The 15,156-nt window shown below is 70.1% G+C and carries 18 protein-coding genes; 8 read left to right on the top strand and 10 right to left on the bottom strand.

Annotated features, from left to right (window positions below; translation table 11 throughout):
* Positions 1-64: 64 nt before the first annotated feature.
* On the bottom strand, positions 65-553 hold the full coding sequence (gene greA, locus VD659_RS10570; protein WP_137837475.1) for a transcription elongation factor GreA: 489 nt from the start codon (positions 551-553) through the stop codon (positions 65-67).
* A gap of 75 nt (positions 554-628) precedes the next feature.
* Positions 629-1,072 carry a DUF4307 domain-containing protein gene (locus VD659_RS10575; protein WP_423261047.1) on the bottom strand — a complete coding sequence of 148 codons (444 nt, stop codon included), beginning with the start codon at positions 1,070-1,072 and terminating at the stop codon, positions 629-631.
* Between the two features lie 99 nt (positions 1,073-1,171).
* On the opposite strand from VD659_RS10575, the gene mca reads away from it, so the two are divergent.
* The 4 genes from mca to VD659_RS10595 are packed head-to-tail and all read left to right on the top strand — an operon-like array spanning position 1,172 to position 4,271.
* Positions 1,172-2,041, top strand: a complete 870-nt coding sequence (gene mca / locus VD659_RS10580) for a mycothiol conjugate amidase Mca (protein WP_423261048.1) — start codon at positions 1,172-1,174, stop codon at positions 2,039-2,041.
* The gene (locus tag VD659_RS10585; RefSeq protein WP_423261049.1) at positions 2,038-2,331 is read left to right on the top strand and encodes a hypothetical protein; all 294 of its coding nucleotides are present in this window, start codon (positions 2,038-2,040) and stop codon (positions 2,329-2,331) included. The genes mca and VD659_RS10585 overlap by 4 nt, the downstream gene beginning before the upstream one ends.
* A gap of 48 nt (positions 2,332-2,379) precedes the next feature.
* Positions 2,380-3,015 carry an RNA polymerase sigma factor gene (locus tag VD659_RS10590; protein WP_423261050.1) on the top strand — a complete coding sequence of 212 codons (636 nt, stop codon included), beginning with the start codon at positions 2,380-2,382 and terminating at the stop codon, positions 3,013-3,015.
* Positions 3,012-4,271: a hypothetical protein gene (locus VD659_RS10595; RefSeq protein WP_423261051.1), complete on the top strand. Its 1,260-nt coding sequence runs from the start codon at positions 3,012-3,014 to the stop codon at positions 4,269-4,271. Before VD659_RS10590 ends, VD659_RS10595 begins: the two co-directional genes overlap by 4 nt.
* A gap of 3 nt (positions 4,272-4,274) precedes the next feature.
* Here VD659_RS10595 and trhA read toward each other — a convergent pair whose 3' ends face one another.
* Complete coding sequence (trhA, locus tag VD659_RS10600; protein ID WP_423261099.1) at positions 4,275-4,946, bottom strand: PAQR family membrane homeostasis protein TrhA; 672 nt, start codon at positions 4,944-4,946, stop codon at positions 4,275-4,277.
* A gap of 194 nt (positions 4,947-5,140) precedes the next feature.
* Between trhA and VD659_RS10605 the strand changes: the two genes are divergently transcribed.
* Together VD659_RS10605 and VD659_RS10610 are read left to right on the top strand one after the other, a co-directional pair.
* Positions 5,141-5,926 (top strand): isoprenyl transferase, encoded by a 786-nt coding sequence (locus tag VD659_RS10605; protein WP_137836435.1) that lies wholly within the window; start codon positions 5,141-5,143, stop codon positions 5,924-5,926.
* Positions 5,927-6,144: 218 nt separating this feature from the next.
* On the top strand, positions 6,145-7,515 hold the full coding sequence (locus tag VD659_RS10610; protein WP_423261053.1) for a PhoH family protein: 1,371 nt from the start codon (positions 6,145-6,147) through the stop codon (positions 7,513-7,515).
* Positions 7,516-7,589: 74 nt separating this feature from the next.
* Here VD659_RS10610 and VD659_RS10615 read toward each other — a convergent pair whose 3' ends face one another.
* On the bottom strand, positions 7,590-7,970 hold the full coding sequence (locus VD659_RS10615) for a hypothetical protein (RefSeq protein ID WP_423261054.1): 381 nt from the start codon (positions 7,968-7,970) through the stop codon (positions 7,590-7,592).
* Between the two features lie 151 nt (positions 7,971-8,121).
* Between VD659_RS10615 and VD659_RS10620 the strand changes: the two genes are divergently transcribed.
* Positions 8,122-8,892, top strand: a complete 771-nt coding sequence (locus VD659_RS10620; RefSeq protein ID WP_423261055.1) for a hypothetical protein — start codon at positions 8,122-8,124, stop codon at positions 8,890-8,892.
* Between the two features lie 109 nt (positions 8,893-9,001).
* On the opposite strand, the gene VD659_RS10625 is transcribed toward VD659_RS10620, so the two are convergent.
* From VD659_RS10625 to xseA, 5 genes are all read right to left on the bottom strand, one after another.
* Positions 9,002-10,417: a class II fumarate hydratase gene (locus tag VD659_RS10625; protein WP_423261056.1), complete on the bottom strand. Its 1,416-nt coding sequence runs from the start codon at positions 10,415-10,417 to the stop codon at positions 9,002-9,004.
* A 67-nt stretch (positions 10,418-10,484) separates the two neighbouring features.
* On the bottom strand, positions 10,485-11,087 hold the full coding sequence (locus VD659_RS10630; protein WP_423261101.1) for a carbonic anhydrase: 603 nt from the start codon (positions 11,085-11,087) through the stop codon (positions 10,485-10,487).
* A 77-nt stretch (positions 11,088-11,164) separates the two neighbouring features.
* Positions 11,165-11,875 carry a DUF4245 domain-containing protein gene (locus tag VD659_RS10635; protein ID WP_423261057.1) on the bottom strand — a complete coding sequence of 237 codons (711 nt, stop codon included), beginning with the start codon at positions 11,873-11,875 and terminating at the stop codon, positions 11,165-11,167.
* 4 nt (positions 11,876-11,879) lie between these two features.
* Positions 11,880-12,134 (bottom strand): exodeoxyribonuclease VII small subunit, encoded by a 255-nt coding sequence (locus VD659_RS10640; protein ID WP_423261058.1) that lies wholly within the window; start codon positions 12,132-12,134, stop codon positions 11,880-11,882.
* Positions 12,135-12,144: 10 nt separating this feature from the next.
* Complete coding sequence (gene xseA / locus VD659_RS10645; protein WP_423261060.1) at positions 12,145-13,401, bottom strand: exodeoxyribonuclease VII large subunit; 1,257 nt, start codon at positions 13,399-13,401, stop codon at positions 12,145-12,147.
* A gap of 76 nt (positions 13,402-13,477) precedes the next feature.
* Here xseA and VD659_RS10650 point away from each other — a divergent pair, with 76 nt between their 5' ends.
* A complete protein-coding gene (locus VD659_RS10650; RefSeq protein WP_137836446.1) occupies positions 13,478-14,512 on the top strand; it encodes a 4-hydroxy-3-methylbut-2-enyl diphosphate reductase in 1,035 nt (344 codons plus the stop codon).
* 75 nt (positions 14,513-14,587) lie between these two features.
* Here VD659_RS10650 and VD659_RS10655 read toward each other — a convergent pair whose 3' ends face one another.
* Positions 14,588-15,151: a DUF6264 family protein gene (locus VD659_RS10655; protein WP_423261061.1), complete on the bottom strand. Its 564-nt coding sequence runs from the start codon at positions 15,149-15,151 to the stop codon at positions 14,588-14,590.
* Positions 15,152-15,156 lie beyond the last annotated feature (5 nt).

Consider the following 15,156-nt stretch of genomic DNA (forward strand, 5'->3'; position numbering starts at 1 on the left):
GTCGCCAAAAAACGCCCCATATCCGTCCGGATGGGGCGTTTTTCGGCGACTCGCGAGGAGGGGCTCAGCCCTGGAAGGTCTCGACGTCGGTGATCTCCACCGTGATGTCGCGCCCGTTGGGGGCCGTGTAGGTGGTCTTCTCGCCGATCTTGAGGCCGATGATGGCGGCGCCGAGCGGGCTCTGCTCGCTGTAGACATCCAGATCGGCGGCGCCTGCGATCTCGCGGCTGCCGAGCAGGAACCGCTCCTCGCCGCCCGCCACGAGCGCGCTCACGACCACGCCGGGCTCCACCACGCCGTGGCTCTCGGGCGTCTCGCCCACCTCGGCGGTGCGCAGCAGCAGCGTGAGCTGGCGGATGCGCGCCTCGATCTTGCCCTGCTCGTCTTTCGCGGCGTGATAGCCGCCGTTCTCCTTCAGGTCGCCCTCTTCGCGGGCCGCTTCGATGCGCTTCGCGATCTCGATGCGCGCGGGTCCGCTCAGCTCTTCGAGCTCGTTCGCGAGGCGGTCGTAGGCTTCCTGGGTCAGGAAGGTGACCGGGGTCTGTTCAGCCATCGAATTGCTCCTTCGCGCCCGCGTGCGCCGGGCATGCGTTCGCCCGGGCCGACCGGCCCGAGCGATCAAGAAAGACTATGTGAGCCAACAGCTGTAAATCAAACCCGTCGAGGCCAGTTCGCTCGTGCGCACCGTCTCGCTGAACGAGCGAGTGGCGCTGTCGGATGCGGGGAGCGCCACGACCTTCCAGCCCACCACCGCGAAGGTGTCGTTGAGCGCCTGCAGGGCGCAGCTCACGGTGCTGCCGCGGGGCGCCGTGACGTTGAACTCGACCTGCACGCTGTGTGCGTCGATCACCGAGTGTGCGGTGTCCTGCGTGTCGAGGCTCGCCTGATTGCTGTCCAGGCCCGCCCAGATCACCCAGGCGGCGATCACCACGGCCACGCCGGCGCCCGCGATCCAGGCGATCACGCGGCCGCGGAACCGGCGGCCCGGAGTGCGGCCGTAGCGGCTCTGCAACTCGGCCGACTCGGCCGGCGCCGTGACGGGCGTCGGCTGCAGTTCGTCGTCGAGGCTCACGCGGTAATCTCCCGGGGTAAAGCAATTAGTCTTGAGGTGGTCCTGGTTACCAGGCTAATTGCTATTTCCGAGGAGTTGAGACCGCTGACGCTGCGCCTCATGGCTGTGCACGCCCATCCCGACGACGAGTCGAGCAAAGGCGCCGCCACCTACGCCTACTATCTCGACCGCGGTGTCGACGTGATGGTGGTGAGCTGCACCGGGGGAGAGCGCGGCTCGGTGCTCAACGAGGGGCTCGAGCCCCGCATCCGCGCCGAGCGCGACATGGCGGGTCTGCGCCGCGAGGAGATGGCCGCCGCACAGGCCGCCGTCGGCTTCCAGCACCGCTGGCTCGGCTACGTCGACTCCGGCTACCAGGAACCCGGCTCCGACGACGTCATCCCGGCCAATGCCTTCGGCGTCACGCCGATCGCCACCGCGGCCGCTCCGCTCGTGAAGCTCATCCGCGAGTTCCGCCCGCACGTGCTCATCACCTACGACGAGAACGGCGGCTACCCGCACGCCGACCACATCCGCTGCCACGACATCTCGGCGCTCGCCTACGAGGCCGCGGCCGATGCCTCCGCCTACCCCGACGCGGGCCCGGCGTGGGAGGTGTCGAAGCTCTACTACGACCGCGTGATGAACCCGGCGCGCTTCGAGGCGGTGGTCGCACTGCTGACGGTCGAAGAGCCCGAGCATCCCTTCCTCGCACAGTTCGCCGAGATGCGGGAGCGCATGAAAGACGCCCGGGCCTTCGAGGTCGTGAGCATTCCGGCGGGCGGGTTCTTCCCGGTGCGGGATGCCGCGCTGCGGGCGCACGCGAGCCAGGTGGCGCCCGACCATCCGTTCTTCTTCTGGCCGAACGATCTGCAGTTCCGGGCCTGGCCCTATGAGGACTTCGAGCTCGCGAACGCGCGCGTGACCACCCCGACGCCTGAGACGGATCTCTTCGACGGCGTCACCGACGAGGGCGAGGGCCAGGCATGAGTCCCGTGCTCGTCTCGATCGTGCTCGCGGCCACGGATGTCGCCACCGACCCGGCCACGCCGAACCCCGACGACGTCACCCCCGGCATCATCGGCTTCATCGCCACCTTCTTCATCGCGATCGTCACCGTCGGCCTGATCGTCGACATGGTGCGCCGCGTTCGCCGCGTGAACTACCGCGCCCAGGTGCGCGAGGAGCTCGAGGCGGAGCTCGCCGAGCATCCGGCCGGCACACCGTCGGCGCCGGACGCCCCGAGCGCGCCGAGTGCCGGCGGGAACGCACCGAAGTAGTCTCCTCACCCGAGGGAACCGTTTCGGGGCGAGCGGACATTAGGGGATATGAGGACGGAACAGAGCACCGCGAGTGCTGACACCTGGGCTGCGGCGCGGGGCGGCGACTCTGCGGCCTTCGCGGCCGTGTTCGACGCCCACCGCGACCGCGTGTTCGGGCAGGCCCTGCGGCTGCTCCGTTCCCCGCACGACGCCGAGGATGCGACGGCGCTCGTCTTCCTCGAGGCCTGGCGCCGTCGGAACGCCGTGCGCGTGGTCGACGGTTCGGTCATCGGCTGGCTGCTCGTGACCACGAACAACGTGGTGCACAACCTCGAGCGCAGCCGGCGCCGGTATCGGGCGGCACTGGAGAGACTGCCGCTCCCGCGCATCGACGAGCAGCCCGATCACGCCGACGCGGTCGGCGAGAGGCTCGATCGCGCCGGGCGCGACGAGAGGGTGCGCAGCGCCTTCGCGTCGTTGAGCGCGGCCGACCAGAACGTCATCACCCTCTGCGTTCTCGAGGAGCTCAGCATGAGCGAGGCGGCCGAGGTGCTCGGAGTTCCCGCCGGCACCGTCAAGTCGCGCCTCTCCCGCGCCAAGTCCCGGCTCGCCGGGCTGACGGGTGCGGATGAGACGGGTATCGATGCGACGGGTGCCGATGCGACCGATGTGCAGACCACGATTCAGGGAGGTGCGGAATGACCGAGAACCGGACCTTCGATGCAGCCCGCAGCGCGGCCATCCGTGATCTCCTCATGGAGACGGTCGAGGCGAGCCCCGCTGTGCGCCGGCGGCGTCAGATTCGCATCGGCGTGGCGATCATCGCCGCGGCGGTGGTCGGCGGTCTCGGTGCCGGCGGTGCCGCGCTCGCCCTGAGCGGCGTCTCGCTGTTCGGCGGAGGGCCTGCGTCGGTGGTCGTCACCGACACACCCTCCCCGTCGCCGACTCCCACACAGACCCCGACCCCGGCTCCCACCCCCACGCCCGTGGCCACCGTGGCCCCGGTGCGCGTGCCGCTGAGCTGCGACACTCTGCTGCCGCAGTCCGTCGCCGAAGCAATGGTGGGAATGCCGCTCGTGCCTCTTGCGCCGTCGGCCGCCCCTGGTCCCCTCGGCTTCGCCGACGAGCGTGCAGGATCGCTCCTCTGCGGGTGGCTCTCCCCGGCGGGGGCGCCGAACGGCACCTACACCCCGACCGTGGTTCTGACGATCGTGCCCGACGTCACCGCCGAGGACTACCGCGCCACCTCAGACGGCATCGATCTCGGCTCGTATCCCACGATCCCCGGGTTCGGCGAGGGTTCGCGAGAGGCCTGCACCATCGGCACGAGCTACCCCTTGTGCGCGCTCGTCGATCGCGTCGCGGGCTCCGGCGTGCAACTCGTCGTGGTCCCGGCGACTTTGGACATCTCGGAGTCCACCCTGAGTGCGGCCCGCGAACGGTTCTCGGCCGTCGCCGATGCGGTGGCCGGGGCCGGGGCCTCCGGGCCGCTCTGGGAGCCCGCGGGGCCGAACCTCGCGGGAGTGACCGACTGCGACGGGCTGGCGACCACCCAGCAGCTGGTCGACCTCACGGGAGACCCGACGATGTACAACTTCCGCAGCTACGAGGGCGAGTTCCGCATCGCCACCTTCCGCAGCAACGCCCAGGTCGGCGGCTACGGATGCGCGTGGTCGGGCGCCGGCGCCGGCGGCGCGATGTCGGCTTCCGTGCTGCCGGGCGGCGCCGGGTACTTCACGACATCCTCACCGATTGGCGGCGGGGCATGGACCCCCACCACGGGCTACCCCGGCGAGGCCTACGTCTCGCCCGACGGAACCGAGATCGCGGTGCTGGTCGACAACGCCTGGTTCGACCTGCGGGTTCCGGCCGAACAGACGGCCCTGCTTCCGCAGTTCGCCGCCCTGGTGGTCTCGAACGTGCAGGCCGCCGGGCCGGGCCCGACCGCCAGCCGTTGACCGTCAGCCGTTGAACGGCGGGTTGATCGCGAGCAGCAGGATGGCGGTCCAGTGGCAGAGGAACGCCACCACCGTGAGCGTGTGGAAGATCTCGTGGAACCCGAACTTCCCGGGGAACGGGTTCGGCCGCTTGAGCCCGTAGGCGATCGCGCCCGCCGTGTAGGCCAGTCCGCCCACGATCACGAGCACCATCGAGGCCGGGTTCGCGTGGAAGATGTCGACGAGGTACATCACCGCGGCCCAGCCGAGCGCGAGATACAGGATGACGTAGAGCCAGCGAGGCGCGCCGATCCAGAACACGCGGAAGCCGATGCCGAGCAGGGCGCCGGCCCAGACGAGGCTCAGCAGCAGCACGCCCTTGTCCGGCGGCAGCGCGAGCACGGCGATGGGCGTGTAGGTGCCGGCGATCAGCAGGAAGATGTTCGCGTGGTCGATGCGCTTCAGCAGAAGCTTCATCTTCGGCTTCCAGTTGAAGCGGTGGTACAGGGCCGAGTTGCCGAACAGCAGCATCGAGGTGAGCATGAACACCGCGCTCGCCCATTTGGCCGGCGCGCCCTGAGCGAGGCAGATCAGCACGATGCCCATGGCGATCGTGAACGGGAAGGTGCCCGCGTGGATCCAGCCGCGCCAGGTGGGCTTGACCTCGGCGACCGGGTGCTCCAGCGCGTCTTCCATCAGCGGGATCCGGGGCAGCTCGGGGCCGCCGTCGTCCGCGGACTCGCGCTGCGCATCCGGGGTGGGAGAGGTGGCGGGGGTCTCGCGTGCGGCCATGCGCTCAGACTACGCCTGAGCGATGCACGGAAGCCGGGTGAGCGCCGGGCGTGAGCCGGATGCACGTGCTGGTCAGGGCGAGCGAGTAGCGTATCGGTGTGTCGAACAGTCAGCAGAAGGTCGGGAAAGGCCTCCTCTACCGTCTCTACCAGCGACGCATCCGCCGCCACCTCGACGGCTCGGTGCTGCCCAAGCACGTGGCCATGATCCTCGACGGCAACCGTCGCTGGGCCCGGCAGCGCTCGCTCGAGACGGTGGCGCACGGGCACCGGGCAGGGGCCGCGAAGTTCCTGGAATTCCTTGTGTGGTGCGACGACCTCGGCATCGAGGTGGTGACGCTCTACCTGCTCTCCACCGACAACCTCACGAACCGCTCCACCGAGGAGCTCGGCGAGCTGATCGAGATCATCGCCGAGCTCGCCGACGACATCTCCCACTACCGCGACTGGCGGGTGAAGCACGTGGGCACAGACGAGGGCCTGCCCGAGGCGCTGATCACCGCGCTCGACGCCGCGGAGGAGCGCACGGCCTCGCACACCGGCCTGCACGTGAACCTCGCCATCGGCTACGGCGGTCGATCGGAGATCGCGGATGCGGTGCGCAGCATCATCCAGAAGCACCGCGGGCTCGGGCACGGCCTCGACGAACTCGAGGCGGCCATCGACCAGGAGCTCATCGCCGAGCACCTCTACACCGGCGGCCAGCCCGACCCCGACCTCGTCATCCGCACCTCGGGGGAGCAGCGGCTCAGCGACTTCATGCTCTGGCAGTCCGCGCACAGTGAGTTCTACTTCATGGAGGCACTCGGGCCCGACGTGCGCGAGGTCGACTTCCTCCGCGCCCTCCGCGACTACTCCCGCCGCCAGCGCCGCTTCGGCGGCTAGGGAACGGGCTGAATTACAGCCGTGTAACACGAAGTTAATCTCTTTGGCTGTGTGTCGTAACCCGCGCATCCGGGATCGGGCGTAGCTTCGGATTCATCAGGCATGGCGCCTGATCGAGACGGCCACATAAGTACGTTTCGACTGACCTCCACTGTGGCCCGATCGCCTACTGATCCGAGCGCCGAGCGCTCGGGGTTGGAGTGGATGTGGCCGAGCCCATGACTCAGAAGCCCAGCAGGACGAACACCGGAAAGGATGCCCGCAGCACCACCCGCACGACCGGATCGACGCACACGACCGAGGTGACCTACGTACTGGACACCTCGGTTCTTCTGTCTGATCCGAAAGCCATCTTCCGGTTCGCCGAACACGCGGTCGTCCTGCCGGTGATCGTCATCACCGAGCTCGAGTCCAAGCGCAACGACCCCGAGATCGGGTACTTCGCGCGCCAGGCGCTGCGCAATCTCGACGAGTTGCGCATCCAGCACGAACGTCTCGACTTCCCGATCGCCGTCGGCACGGAGGGGGGAAGCCTCCGTGTCGAGCTCAACCACTCGAACACCTCGGTGCTGCCCTCGGGGCTGCAACTCGGCGACAACGACACGCGCATCCTGGCCGTGGCCATGAACCTCGCCAACGAGGGCTTCGCCGTCACTGTCGTGTCGAAGGACCTGCCGCTGCGCGTCAAGGCCGCGTCGATCGGCCTTCCGGCCGAGGAGTACCGCGCCGAGCTCGCCGTGGACTCCGGATGGACGGGCCTCGACGAGATCACGCTCGGCTCCGATGAGATGTCGAAGCTCTACGACCAGGAGCAGCTGACGACCCCCTTGGTGCGTGACATGCCCGTGAACACGGGGCTCGTCATCCACTCCGACCGTGGTTCGGCGCTCGGCCGCGTGACCTCACGCGACTCGTTCCAGCTGGTGCGCGGAGACCGCGACGTGTTCGGGCTGCACGGGCGCTCGGCCGAGCAGCGCGTCGCGATCGACATGCTGCTCGACCCCGAGGTGGGAATCGTGTCGCTGGGAGGTCGAGCCGGAACAGGGAAGTCGGCTCTGGCCCTCTGCGCCGGTCTCGAAGCGGTGCTCGAGAAGCAGCAGCACAAGAAGATCATGGTGTTCCGGCCGCTGTACGCGGTGGGCGGGCAGGAGCTCGGCTTCCTTCCGGGCGACGCCGCCGAGAAGATGAACCCGTGGGCGCAGGCCGTGTTCGACACGCTCGGCTCGCTCGTCTCGCAGAACGTGCTCGACGAGGTGATCGACCGGGGCATCCTCGAGGTGCTGCCGCTGACGCACATCCGTGGCCGTTCGCTGCACGACGCCTTCGTGATCGTCGACGAGGCGCAGTCGCTCGAGCGCAACGTGCTGCTCACCGTGCTCTCGCGCATCGGCCAGAACTCACGGGTGGTGCTGACCCACGACGTGGCCCAGCGCGACAACCTGCGGGTGGGGCGGCATGACGGCGTGGCCTCGGTGATCGAGACGCTCAAGGGGCACTCGCTCTTCGGGCACATCACGCTCACCCGCTCGGAGCGCTCGGCGATCGCCGCGCTCGTCACCGAGATGCTGGAGTCGAACGAGCTGGCCTAGCCGCTCGCCAGGTCGCCGACCCGGCAGCTCGTGCCGCCCTCTCTGCGGGGTGCGCACACGAACTGCCGGGTCGTTCAGTCGTAGACCCGTGAGAGGTTCACGACGATCCCGTAGAGCACTGTGCCGATCACTCCGACGAGACCGGATGCTCCGAGTGCGATGCCGGCCGCGGCGAGCACCCGGGATCGCCCACGGCGCGTGACGGCGATGACACCCAGGATGACCGCCACCACCGCCGCCAGAGCTGCGAGCACTCCGTTCGCTGTGCTGACCACGGCGAGCATCGAGAGCTCGCCGCGGGCGACGAGCACCGCCTGGACGAGAAGGAACACCAGCCCGATCACGGGTCCGGCCGAGCCCACGATGAGTGCGGCGAGGCCGAGCGGATTGCGGGCAGGCGCACCCGGCGCGGAGGCCGGGATGCCGGGTGGCGGGGAGAAGGGCGGCTGCGTCATCGTGGATCCTTCCGGTCGGGCGGCTCTGCCTCCGGGATACCCCGATCCGCCGACGCCCGCCAGCTTGTCCACAGATCGTTCACCTCGTGGCGGTTCAGCGGATCCCTGTGGAGAACTCGGCGGGCCGCTTCGCGAGTCCTACGGTGTCGGCATGCCCATCCTCTCGCCACCGTGGTGGCCCGTCATGCTGCCGCTGCTCCACCTCGCTGCGGTGACGGTTCCGCTCGCGCTCGCCGACCTGCGGGAGTTCCGGTTGCCGAATACGTTCGTGGTGCCGGGTCTCGTTCTGACGGGCTGGGTGATGCTTTGGGCTGGACTCGGCGGGTTTGGAGCCGCGGGGCCGGCACCCGTTGGATCGGGAGGCGCGAGCCCCGCGATCACGGACTCGGGCGGCGCGGGGCCGGCGATCGCGGGCGGGGCGTCTGCCGCTGCCGTGCTCGGTGCGGGATGGGCTGCCGGCTGGGTGGGGATGGGCGATGTGAAGCTGGGCCTGTGGCTGGGCTCGCTGGCGGGGATGACGGGAGCCCTCGGGCGAGCGGAGTCCCTGAGTGCCGGGATTCTCGTGGGCGCGGCCGTCGTCAGCGCGCAGGTCTTCGGGGCGTGGACTGTGGGCAGGGGAGCAGGCATGGTGATTCCGTCGCGCACTGGCGTGCGAGCGCGTGTGGGGCGTCCCGTGCCCGCCGACCCCGTGCCCGATGACCCCGTGCCCGATGACCCCGCACATCTCGACCCCGCACATCTCGACCCCTTGCGCGCGGCCCGGCATCCGCTCGACCCTGTGCGCGCGGCCCGGCATCCGCTCGGCCCCGTGCGCGCGGCCCGGCATCCGCTCGACCCCGTGTGCGCGGCCCGGCATCCGCTCGGCCCCGCCCTGCTGGCGGCGTTCTGGGCCGCCGAGCTGCCCCTCCTCACCTCACCCTGACGCCGAGACGACGGAGAAAGCAGCCCGGTGACGAAAACGACGGAGGCTGCACCCGTATCGGGGTGCAGCCTCCGTCGTTTCGGTGCCGGCCGGCGCCGGCGCCGGCGCTCTACTTGGCCTGCGGCGGGCGGGTCATCGAGAGCACGTCGAGCGCTGCGTCGAGCTGCTCGAGGGTGACCTCGCCGCGCTCCACGAAGCCGAGGTCGATGACGGCCTCGCGCACCGTGATGCCCCGCGCCACCGAGTGCTTGGCGATCTTCGCAGCGGCCTCGTAGCCGATGATCCGGTTCAGCGGAGTGACGATCGACGGCGAGGACTCGGCCAGCGCGCGCGCCCGCTCGAGGTTCGCCTGGAGCCCCGCCACCGTCTTGTCGGCCAGCAGCACCGCGGAGTTCGACAGCAGGCGGATCGACTCGAGCAGAGCCGTTCCCATCACCGGGATGGCCACGTTCAGCTCGAACGCTCCGGAGGCGCCCGACCAGGCGATCGAGGCGTCGTTGCCGATCACGCGCGAGCACACCTGCAGCACGGCTTCAGGGATGACGGGGTTCACCTTGCCGGGCATGATCGACGACCCGGGCTGCAGGTCGGGGATGTGCAGCTCGCCGATGCCGGTGTTCGGGCCGGAGCCCATCCAGCGCAGGTCGTTGCAGATCTTCGTGAGCGACACCGCGAGCACGCGGAGGGCTCCGGATGCCTCCACCAGCGAATCGCGCGCGCCCTGCGCCTCGAAGTGGTCGCGGGCCTCGGTGATCGGCAGCCCGGTCTCCTCGGCGAGGATCGAGATGACGAGCTGCGGGAACCCGGCGGGGGTGTTGATACCGGTGCCGACCGCCGTGCCTCCGAGCGGAACCTCGGCGACCCGCGGGAGCGCCGACTGCACGCGCTCGATGCCGAGCCGGATCTGCATCGCGTAGCCGCCGAACTCCTGACCGAGCGTGACGGGCGTGGCATCCATGAGGTGCGTGCGGCCCGCCTTCACAGCGCCGGCCCAGAGCACCGCCTTCTCCCCGAGCGCCTCGGCGAGGTGCTCGAGCGAGGGGATGAGGTCGTGGATGAGCGCGCTCGTCACGGCCACGTGCACCGAGGTGGGGAACACGTCGTTCGAGGACTGCGAGGCGTTCACGTGGTCGTTCGGATGCACGAGCGAGCCGAGCGAAGCGGTGGCGAGCGAGGAGAGCACCTCGTTCATGTTCATGTTCGAGGAGGTGCCTGAGCCGGTCTGGTAGACGTCGATCGGGAAGTCGGCGTCGAACTCGCCCGCGATCACGCGGTCGGCGGCGGCGGCGATCGCCTCCGAGATCGCTCCGTCGAGCACACCGAGGCGGGCGTTGGCGAGCGCGGCGGCCTTCTTGATGCGCGCGAGCGCGGCGATCTGGGCCGGCTCGAGCACCGAGCCCGACACGGGGAAGTTCTCGACCGCGCGCTGCGTCTGCGCTCCGTAGAGCGCAGAGACGGGCACGCGCACCTCGCCCATCGTGTCGTGCTCGATGCGGTACTCGGTCTCCGAGGCGTTGTCCACCACTGTGTGGTCGTCCTTTCGTTGGTGTGTCATCCGCGGCGCGCGGGCGCGGTCGCGGGGAATCGAGGGGTCAGATCTCGCCGATGGCGATGTCGGCCACGGCTCGGCCTTCGGCCAGTCGGTAGTTGGCTCCGACCACAGCCAATCTACCCTCGGCGACCGCCGCCGTGATGATCTCCGACGACTCCAGGAGCGCCTTCACGGTGTCGCGGAGGTGAGCCCGGCCCACGTCGGCCGCATCCGGCGCCGAGAGCAGCGAACCGTCCTCGGCGCGCTCGGCCGGCACCTCGCTGATGGCCGGCACGATCTTCTGCACCAGGGTGCGGATGTGACCGGGCAGCGGCGCCGCATCCGGCAACTGCGAGTCGATGGCGGCGCGCACGGCGCCGCACTCGTCATGGGCGAGCACGACCACGAGCGAGACGCCGAGCACCTCGACGGCGTACTCGAGGCTGCCCACCGCGGACTCGGAGACGACCTGACCGGCGTTGCGCACCACGAACAGGTCGCCGAGGCCCAGGTCGAAGATGATCTCCGCCGCGAGCCGGGAGTCGCTGCAGCCGAGCAGGGCCGCGCGGGGGTTCTGCAGGTGCGCGAGTTCGGCGCGGGTCTCCGCGTCCTGGCGCGGATGCTTGGGGGTGCCGGCGATGAACCGCTCGTTGCCGCGCACCATGGTGGCCCAGACGCGAGCAGGGGGGGTGAATTCGGCCACGGTGTCGTTCTCCAAATCGGGTGGGGTCGTAGTGCGGCTCAGGAGGAGGGGGAAGCGGATGCCGACGGCAGCGTCGCCGGGTCGACGGCGGCCTGCGCACGCACGTTGTCGCCGAGCGCGGTGGCCACCGTGGTGATGTCGTCGACCCCGGCGGTGCCGAACACCACGTAGGTGGTGGGCCCGGACTCGGTGGTGAGGGCGTATTTCGCGTTGCCCACGTCGGCGCCGGTGGAGCGGTTGTCGTAGACGGTCCACTGCACGCCGTCGAGCGTGACCACGTCGGAGGCGAAGCCCTTGGCCACCTGCTCGGCGAGCCAGCTCGGGTTGGCGTCGAGGGCCTGCGTGACGCCGACGTACTGCTTGCTCGGCGAGATCAGCCCGATGTACCAGGAGACGACCTTGTCGCTCGCGCCGGAACGGATCTCGGCGACGTTCGACGACCATCCCTCGGGCAGGGCGGGCGCGGCGAGCGGGATCGGCATCGAGGCCTGTGCACCTGCAGCCACCTGCTGGTAGTCGACGGCCTGGTAGAGCGGTACTCCGTCGGGCCGCGGCACGAGCAGCATGAATCCGAGCAGGAGGGCCACCGTGAGCCCCAGGGCGATCAGCAGGTTCTTGAGTGTCTTGCTGTCGCGGTAGGCGATGGTTCGCGCCCGCTTGCGGGCAGCCTCCTCCTCAGGCGTCTCCGGCCGCCCGAGTTCGGCGACGACGGGCCGCTCGGGGGGTGCGCTCGCGGTGCTCTTGGCCACGCGCCTACTCCGCTGCCGTCTGGCGGGCGGCCTCGAGTCGCTCGCGGGCGCCGATCAGCCAGCTCTCGCAGCGCGAGGCGAGCGCTTCGCCGCGCTCCCAGAGAGCGAGGGACTGCTCGAGGGTGGCGGAGCCCTGCTCGAGCTCGCTCACCACACGGATGAGCTCGTCGCGCGCCTCTTCGTAGCTCAGCTCCGCGACGTCGGCGAACGCCGCAGCCGAAGGGCCGGAGGACGAGGGGGATGCGGGCGTGGAGGCCATGGGAACAATCCTATCGATCGCTGTGCGGTCCGTCTGAGTGCGCGTCGAGAGCGCCCTCGGCGACCGTGATGGTGAGCGCGGTGCCGCTCGGCGCCTCGGTCGCCGCGCGCACGATGTGCCCGTTCGACGCCTGCACGATCGCGTAGCCGCGGTCGAGGGTGCGCTGCGGGGACAGGGCGCGCAGGTGGCCGGCGAGCTCCCGCACCCTGTTGCCCTCGCGCTCGATCACGCGAGAGACGAGTTCTTCGCCGCGCGCCACGAAGCGGGTGAGGTCTTCGGAGCGCGCATCGAGCATCCGGCCCGGGGTGGCGAGCACCGGCCGGCTGCGGATCTGCTGCAGCCGGTCGACCTCCACCGACACGAGCGACGACACGCGGCCTCGGATGCGCAGGCGCGCCTGGTCGACGCGGGCGAGCTCTTCGCCGACGTCGGGAACGACGCGCTTGGCGGCATCCGTCGGCGTCGACGCGCGCAGGTCGGCCACGAGGTCGAGCAGCGGACGGTCGGCCTCGTGCCCGATGGCGCTCACGATCGGCGTGCGGGCCGCCGCAGCGGCGCGCAGCACCGCCTCGTCGCTGAAGCCGAGCAGATTCTGGAAGTCGCCGCCGCCGCGCGCGATGATGATGACCTCGACGGCCGGGTCGGCATCCAGTTCCTCGATGGCGGCCACGACCTCGCGCGGAGTGCGGTCTCCCTGCACCGCCGCGTGCACCACGCGGAAGCGCACCGAGGGCCAGCGCAGCTGGGCGTTCCGCAGCACGTCTTTCTCGGCGTCGCTGTCTTTGCCGGTGACGAGGCCGATCACGCCGGGGAGGAACGGCAGCGGCTTCTTGAGCGCGGCGTCGAACAGGCCCTCGGCGGCGAGCTGGGCACGCAACCGCTCCAGCCGCTCGAGCAGGTCGCCGAGGCCGACGTGCCGCATCTCGAACACCTGCATGGTGAGCGTGCCGCCGCGCACCCAGTAGTTGGGCTTGATCAGCGCGATCACGCGGTCGCCCTGCTTCAGGTCGGCCGGAAGGCGCGCCTTCACCGACGACCAGACCGTGAAGCTGATGGTCGCCTCGTCGTTCAGGTCTTTGAGCTTGCCGTAGACGTTGCCGCCCGACACCCCCCACTGGGTGATCTCGCCCTCGACCCAGGCGGTGCCCAGGCGCTCGATGTAGCCGCGGATCTTCTGTGCGAGCTCGCCCACCGGCCACGGGGCGTCGGCCGTCGACGGGCCGGATGCGGCGGGGGCGGTGGGTGCGTCGGTCACGCCGTCCAGCATTCCACACGCCGCCGTCACCCAGGCTGGGGCACGTAGAATCGATCGGGTGAGCAACGCGACGACCATCAGCCTGCCGATGCCGAGGATCCCCGGCGTGCGGAACAGGCTCAAGGACAACCCGGTGGCCGGGCACAAGCGCGTGCTCCTGGCCGCACCGCGAGGCTACTGCGCCGGTGTCGACCGGGCCGTCGTGGCCGTGGAGAAGGCGCTCGAGCACTACGGCGCCCCCGTCTACGTGCGCAAGCAGATCGTGCACAACGTGCACGTCGTCACCACGCTCGAGAAGCGCGGCGCCATCTTCGTCGAGGAGGTCGACGAGGTGCCCGAGGGTGCCCACGTCGTGTTCTCGGCGCACGGGGTGTCGCCGGCCGTGGTGCAGGGCGCCGCCGATCGCGGGCTGCAGGCCATCGACGCCACCTGCCCCCTCGTCACCAAGGTGCACCGCGAGGCCGTGCGCTTCGCGCGCGACGACTTCGAGATCCTGCTCATCGGCCACGAGGGCCACGAGGAGGTCGAGGGCACCGCGGGCGAGGCGCCCGAGCACATCACGCTCGTGAACAGCCCGGATGCGGTGGACGGCATCGAGGTGAAAGACCCCGACAAGGTGGTGTGGCTCTCGCAGACCACGCTCTCGGTCGACGAGACCATGGAGACGGTGCGCCGCCTGCGCGAGAAGTTCCCGAAGCTGCAGGATCCGCCGTCCGACGACATCTGCTACGCCACCCAGAACCGTCAGGTCGCCATCAAGAAGGTGGCGAAGGACGCCGATCTCGTGATCGTCGTGGGCTCGGCGAACTCGTCGAACTCGGTGCGCCTCGTCGAGGTCGCCCTCGAGTACGGCGCGAAGGCCGCCTACCGGGTCGACTACGCGCACGAGGTGAAGCAGGAGTGGCTCGACGGCGTGGAGACCGTGGGGGTGACCTCGGGCGCATCCGTTCCCGAGGTGCTCGTGCAAGAACTGCTCGACGACCTCGCCGGGGCCGGCTACGGTGACATCGAGACCGTGCAGACGGCCGAGGAGGACCTGGTGTTCTCGCTTCCGAAGGAACTCCGCCGCGACACCGCCGGCAAGAAGGACGCCCGCGCCCTCGGCGGTCGCCACAGCGCCTGAGCCTGCTGCCGAACCGTCCGTCCGCGCCTCCATCCGAGGTTCCGGCGGCACGGACTGACGGCTCGGCTCGGGCGATCAGACCCCGGAGCTCGCGAGCATCGCGTTCACGAGTGCGCCGTCGGCGAAGATGGCCAGCACCAGAACGAACACGAGCGCGATGAAGCTCAGCACGGCGCAGGCGAGCGGGATGTAGACGGCCCGCTTGTGCTTGCGGATGGCGACCACCGAGGCCCACACCGCCAGAGCGTAGATGAGGGCGAGCACCACGGCGCCGATCGTGCCGATGACGCTCGCCGCGCTCGTGGCCGTGTACGTCACGCCGAGCCCCTGGGCGTCGATGACGGGCTGGATGAGGGCCGGCAGATTGAGCAGACCGCCCACGATGGAGTTCAGCGTGGAGTACAGGCCGATCGCCAGCAGGATCACGGTGGCCACGACGTCGCCGGTGCTGAAGCCGAGCCCGGTGTGCGGCGTCGCCGCCGCGCCCGGTGCCTGAGCGCCTCGGGCGGGCGGCGCGGCCGCGGCCGGGGCCGGAGAGGCGGGCTCGTCCGCATCCGGCGCCGCCTGCTGCGGCGGCTGCCAGACCCAGCCCTCGGGGGCCAGCTCTCCGTACTTCGGCTTCGGTCGCTCGTCGGTCACGAAAT

The sequence above is a fragment of the Herbiconiux sp. 11R-BC genome (assembly GCF_049472555.1).
In the GTDB taxonomy this organism is placed as follows: domain Bacteria; phylum Actinomycetota; class Actinomycetes; order Actinomycetales; family Microbacteriaceae; genus Herbiconiux.

Excerpts from the sequence above, each read along its gene's own strand:
- VD659_RS10650 (WP_137836446.1), top strand. The coding sequence starts at position 13,478 with ATGCCGAGGATCCCCGGCGTGCGGAACAGGCTCAAGGACAACCCGGTG.
- VD659_RS10615 (WP_423261054.1), bottom strand. The coding sequence starts at position 7,970 with ATGACGCAGCCGCCCTTCTCCCCGCCACCCGGCATCCCGGCCTCCGCG.
- VD659_RS10620 (WP_423261055.1), top strand. The coding sequence starts at position 8,122 with ATGCCCATCCTCTCGCCACCGTGGTGGCCCGTCATGCTGCCGCTGCTC.
- trhA (WP_423261099.1), bottom strand. The coding sequence starts at position 4,946 with ATGGAAGACGCGCTGGAGCACCCGGTCGCCGAGGTCAAGCCCACCTGG.
- greA (WP_137837475.1), bottom strand. The coding sequence starts at position 553 with ATGGCTGAACAGACCCCGGTCACCTTCCTGACCCAGGAAGCCTACGAC.
- mca (WP_423261048.1), top strand. The coding sequence starts at position 1,172 with ATGGCTGTGCACGCCCATCCCGACGACGAGTCGAGCAAAGGCGCCGCC.
- VD659_RS10585 (WP_423261049.1), top strand. The coding sequence starts at position 2,038 with ATGAGTCCCGTGCTCGTCTCGATCGTGCTCGCGGCCACGGATGTCGCC.
- VD659_RS10640 (WP_423261058.1), bottom strand. The coding sequence starts at position 12,134 with ATGGCCTCCACGCCCGCATCCCCCTCGTCCTCCGGCCCTTCGGCTGCG.
- VD659_RS10630 (WP_423261101.1), bottom strand. The coding sequence starts at position 11,087 with ATGGTGCGCGGCAACGAGCGGTTCATCGCCGGCACCCCCAAGCATCCG.
- VD659_RS10590 (WP_423261050.1), top strand. The coding sequence starts at position 2,380 with ATGAGGACGGAACAGAGCACCGCGAGTGCTGACACCTGGGCTGCGGCG.
- VD659_RS10610 (WP_423261053.1), top strand. The coding sequence starts at position 6,145 with ATGACTCAGAAGCCCAGCAGGACGAACACCGGAAAGGATGCCCGCAGC.
- xseA (WP_423261060.1), bottom strand. The coding sequence starts at position 13,401 with ATGCTGGACGGCGTGACCGACGCACCCACCGCCCCCGCCGCATCCGGC.
- VD659_RS10595 (WP_423261051.1), top strand. The coding sequence starts at position 3,012 with ATGACCGAGAACCGGACCTTCGATGCAGCCCGCAGCGCGGCCATCCGT.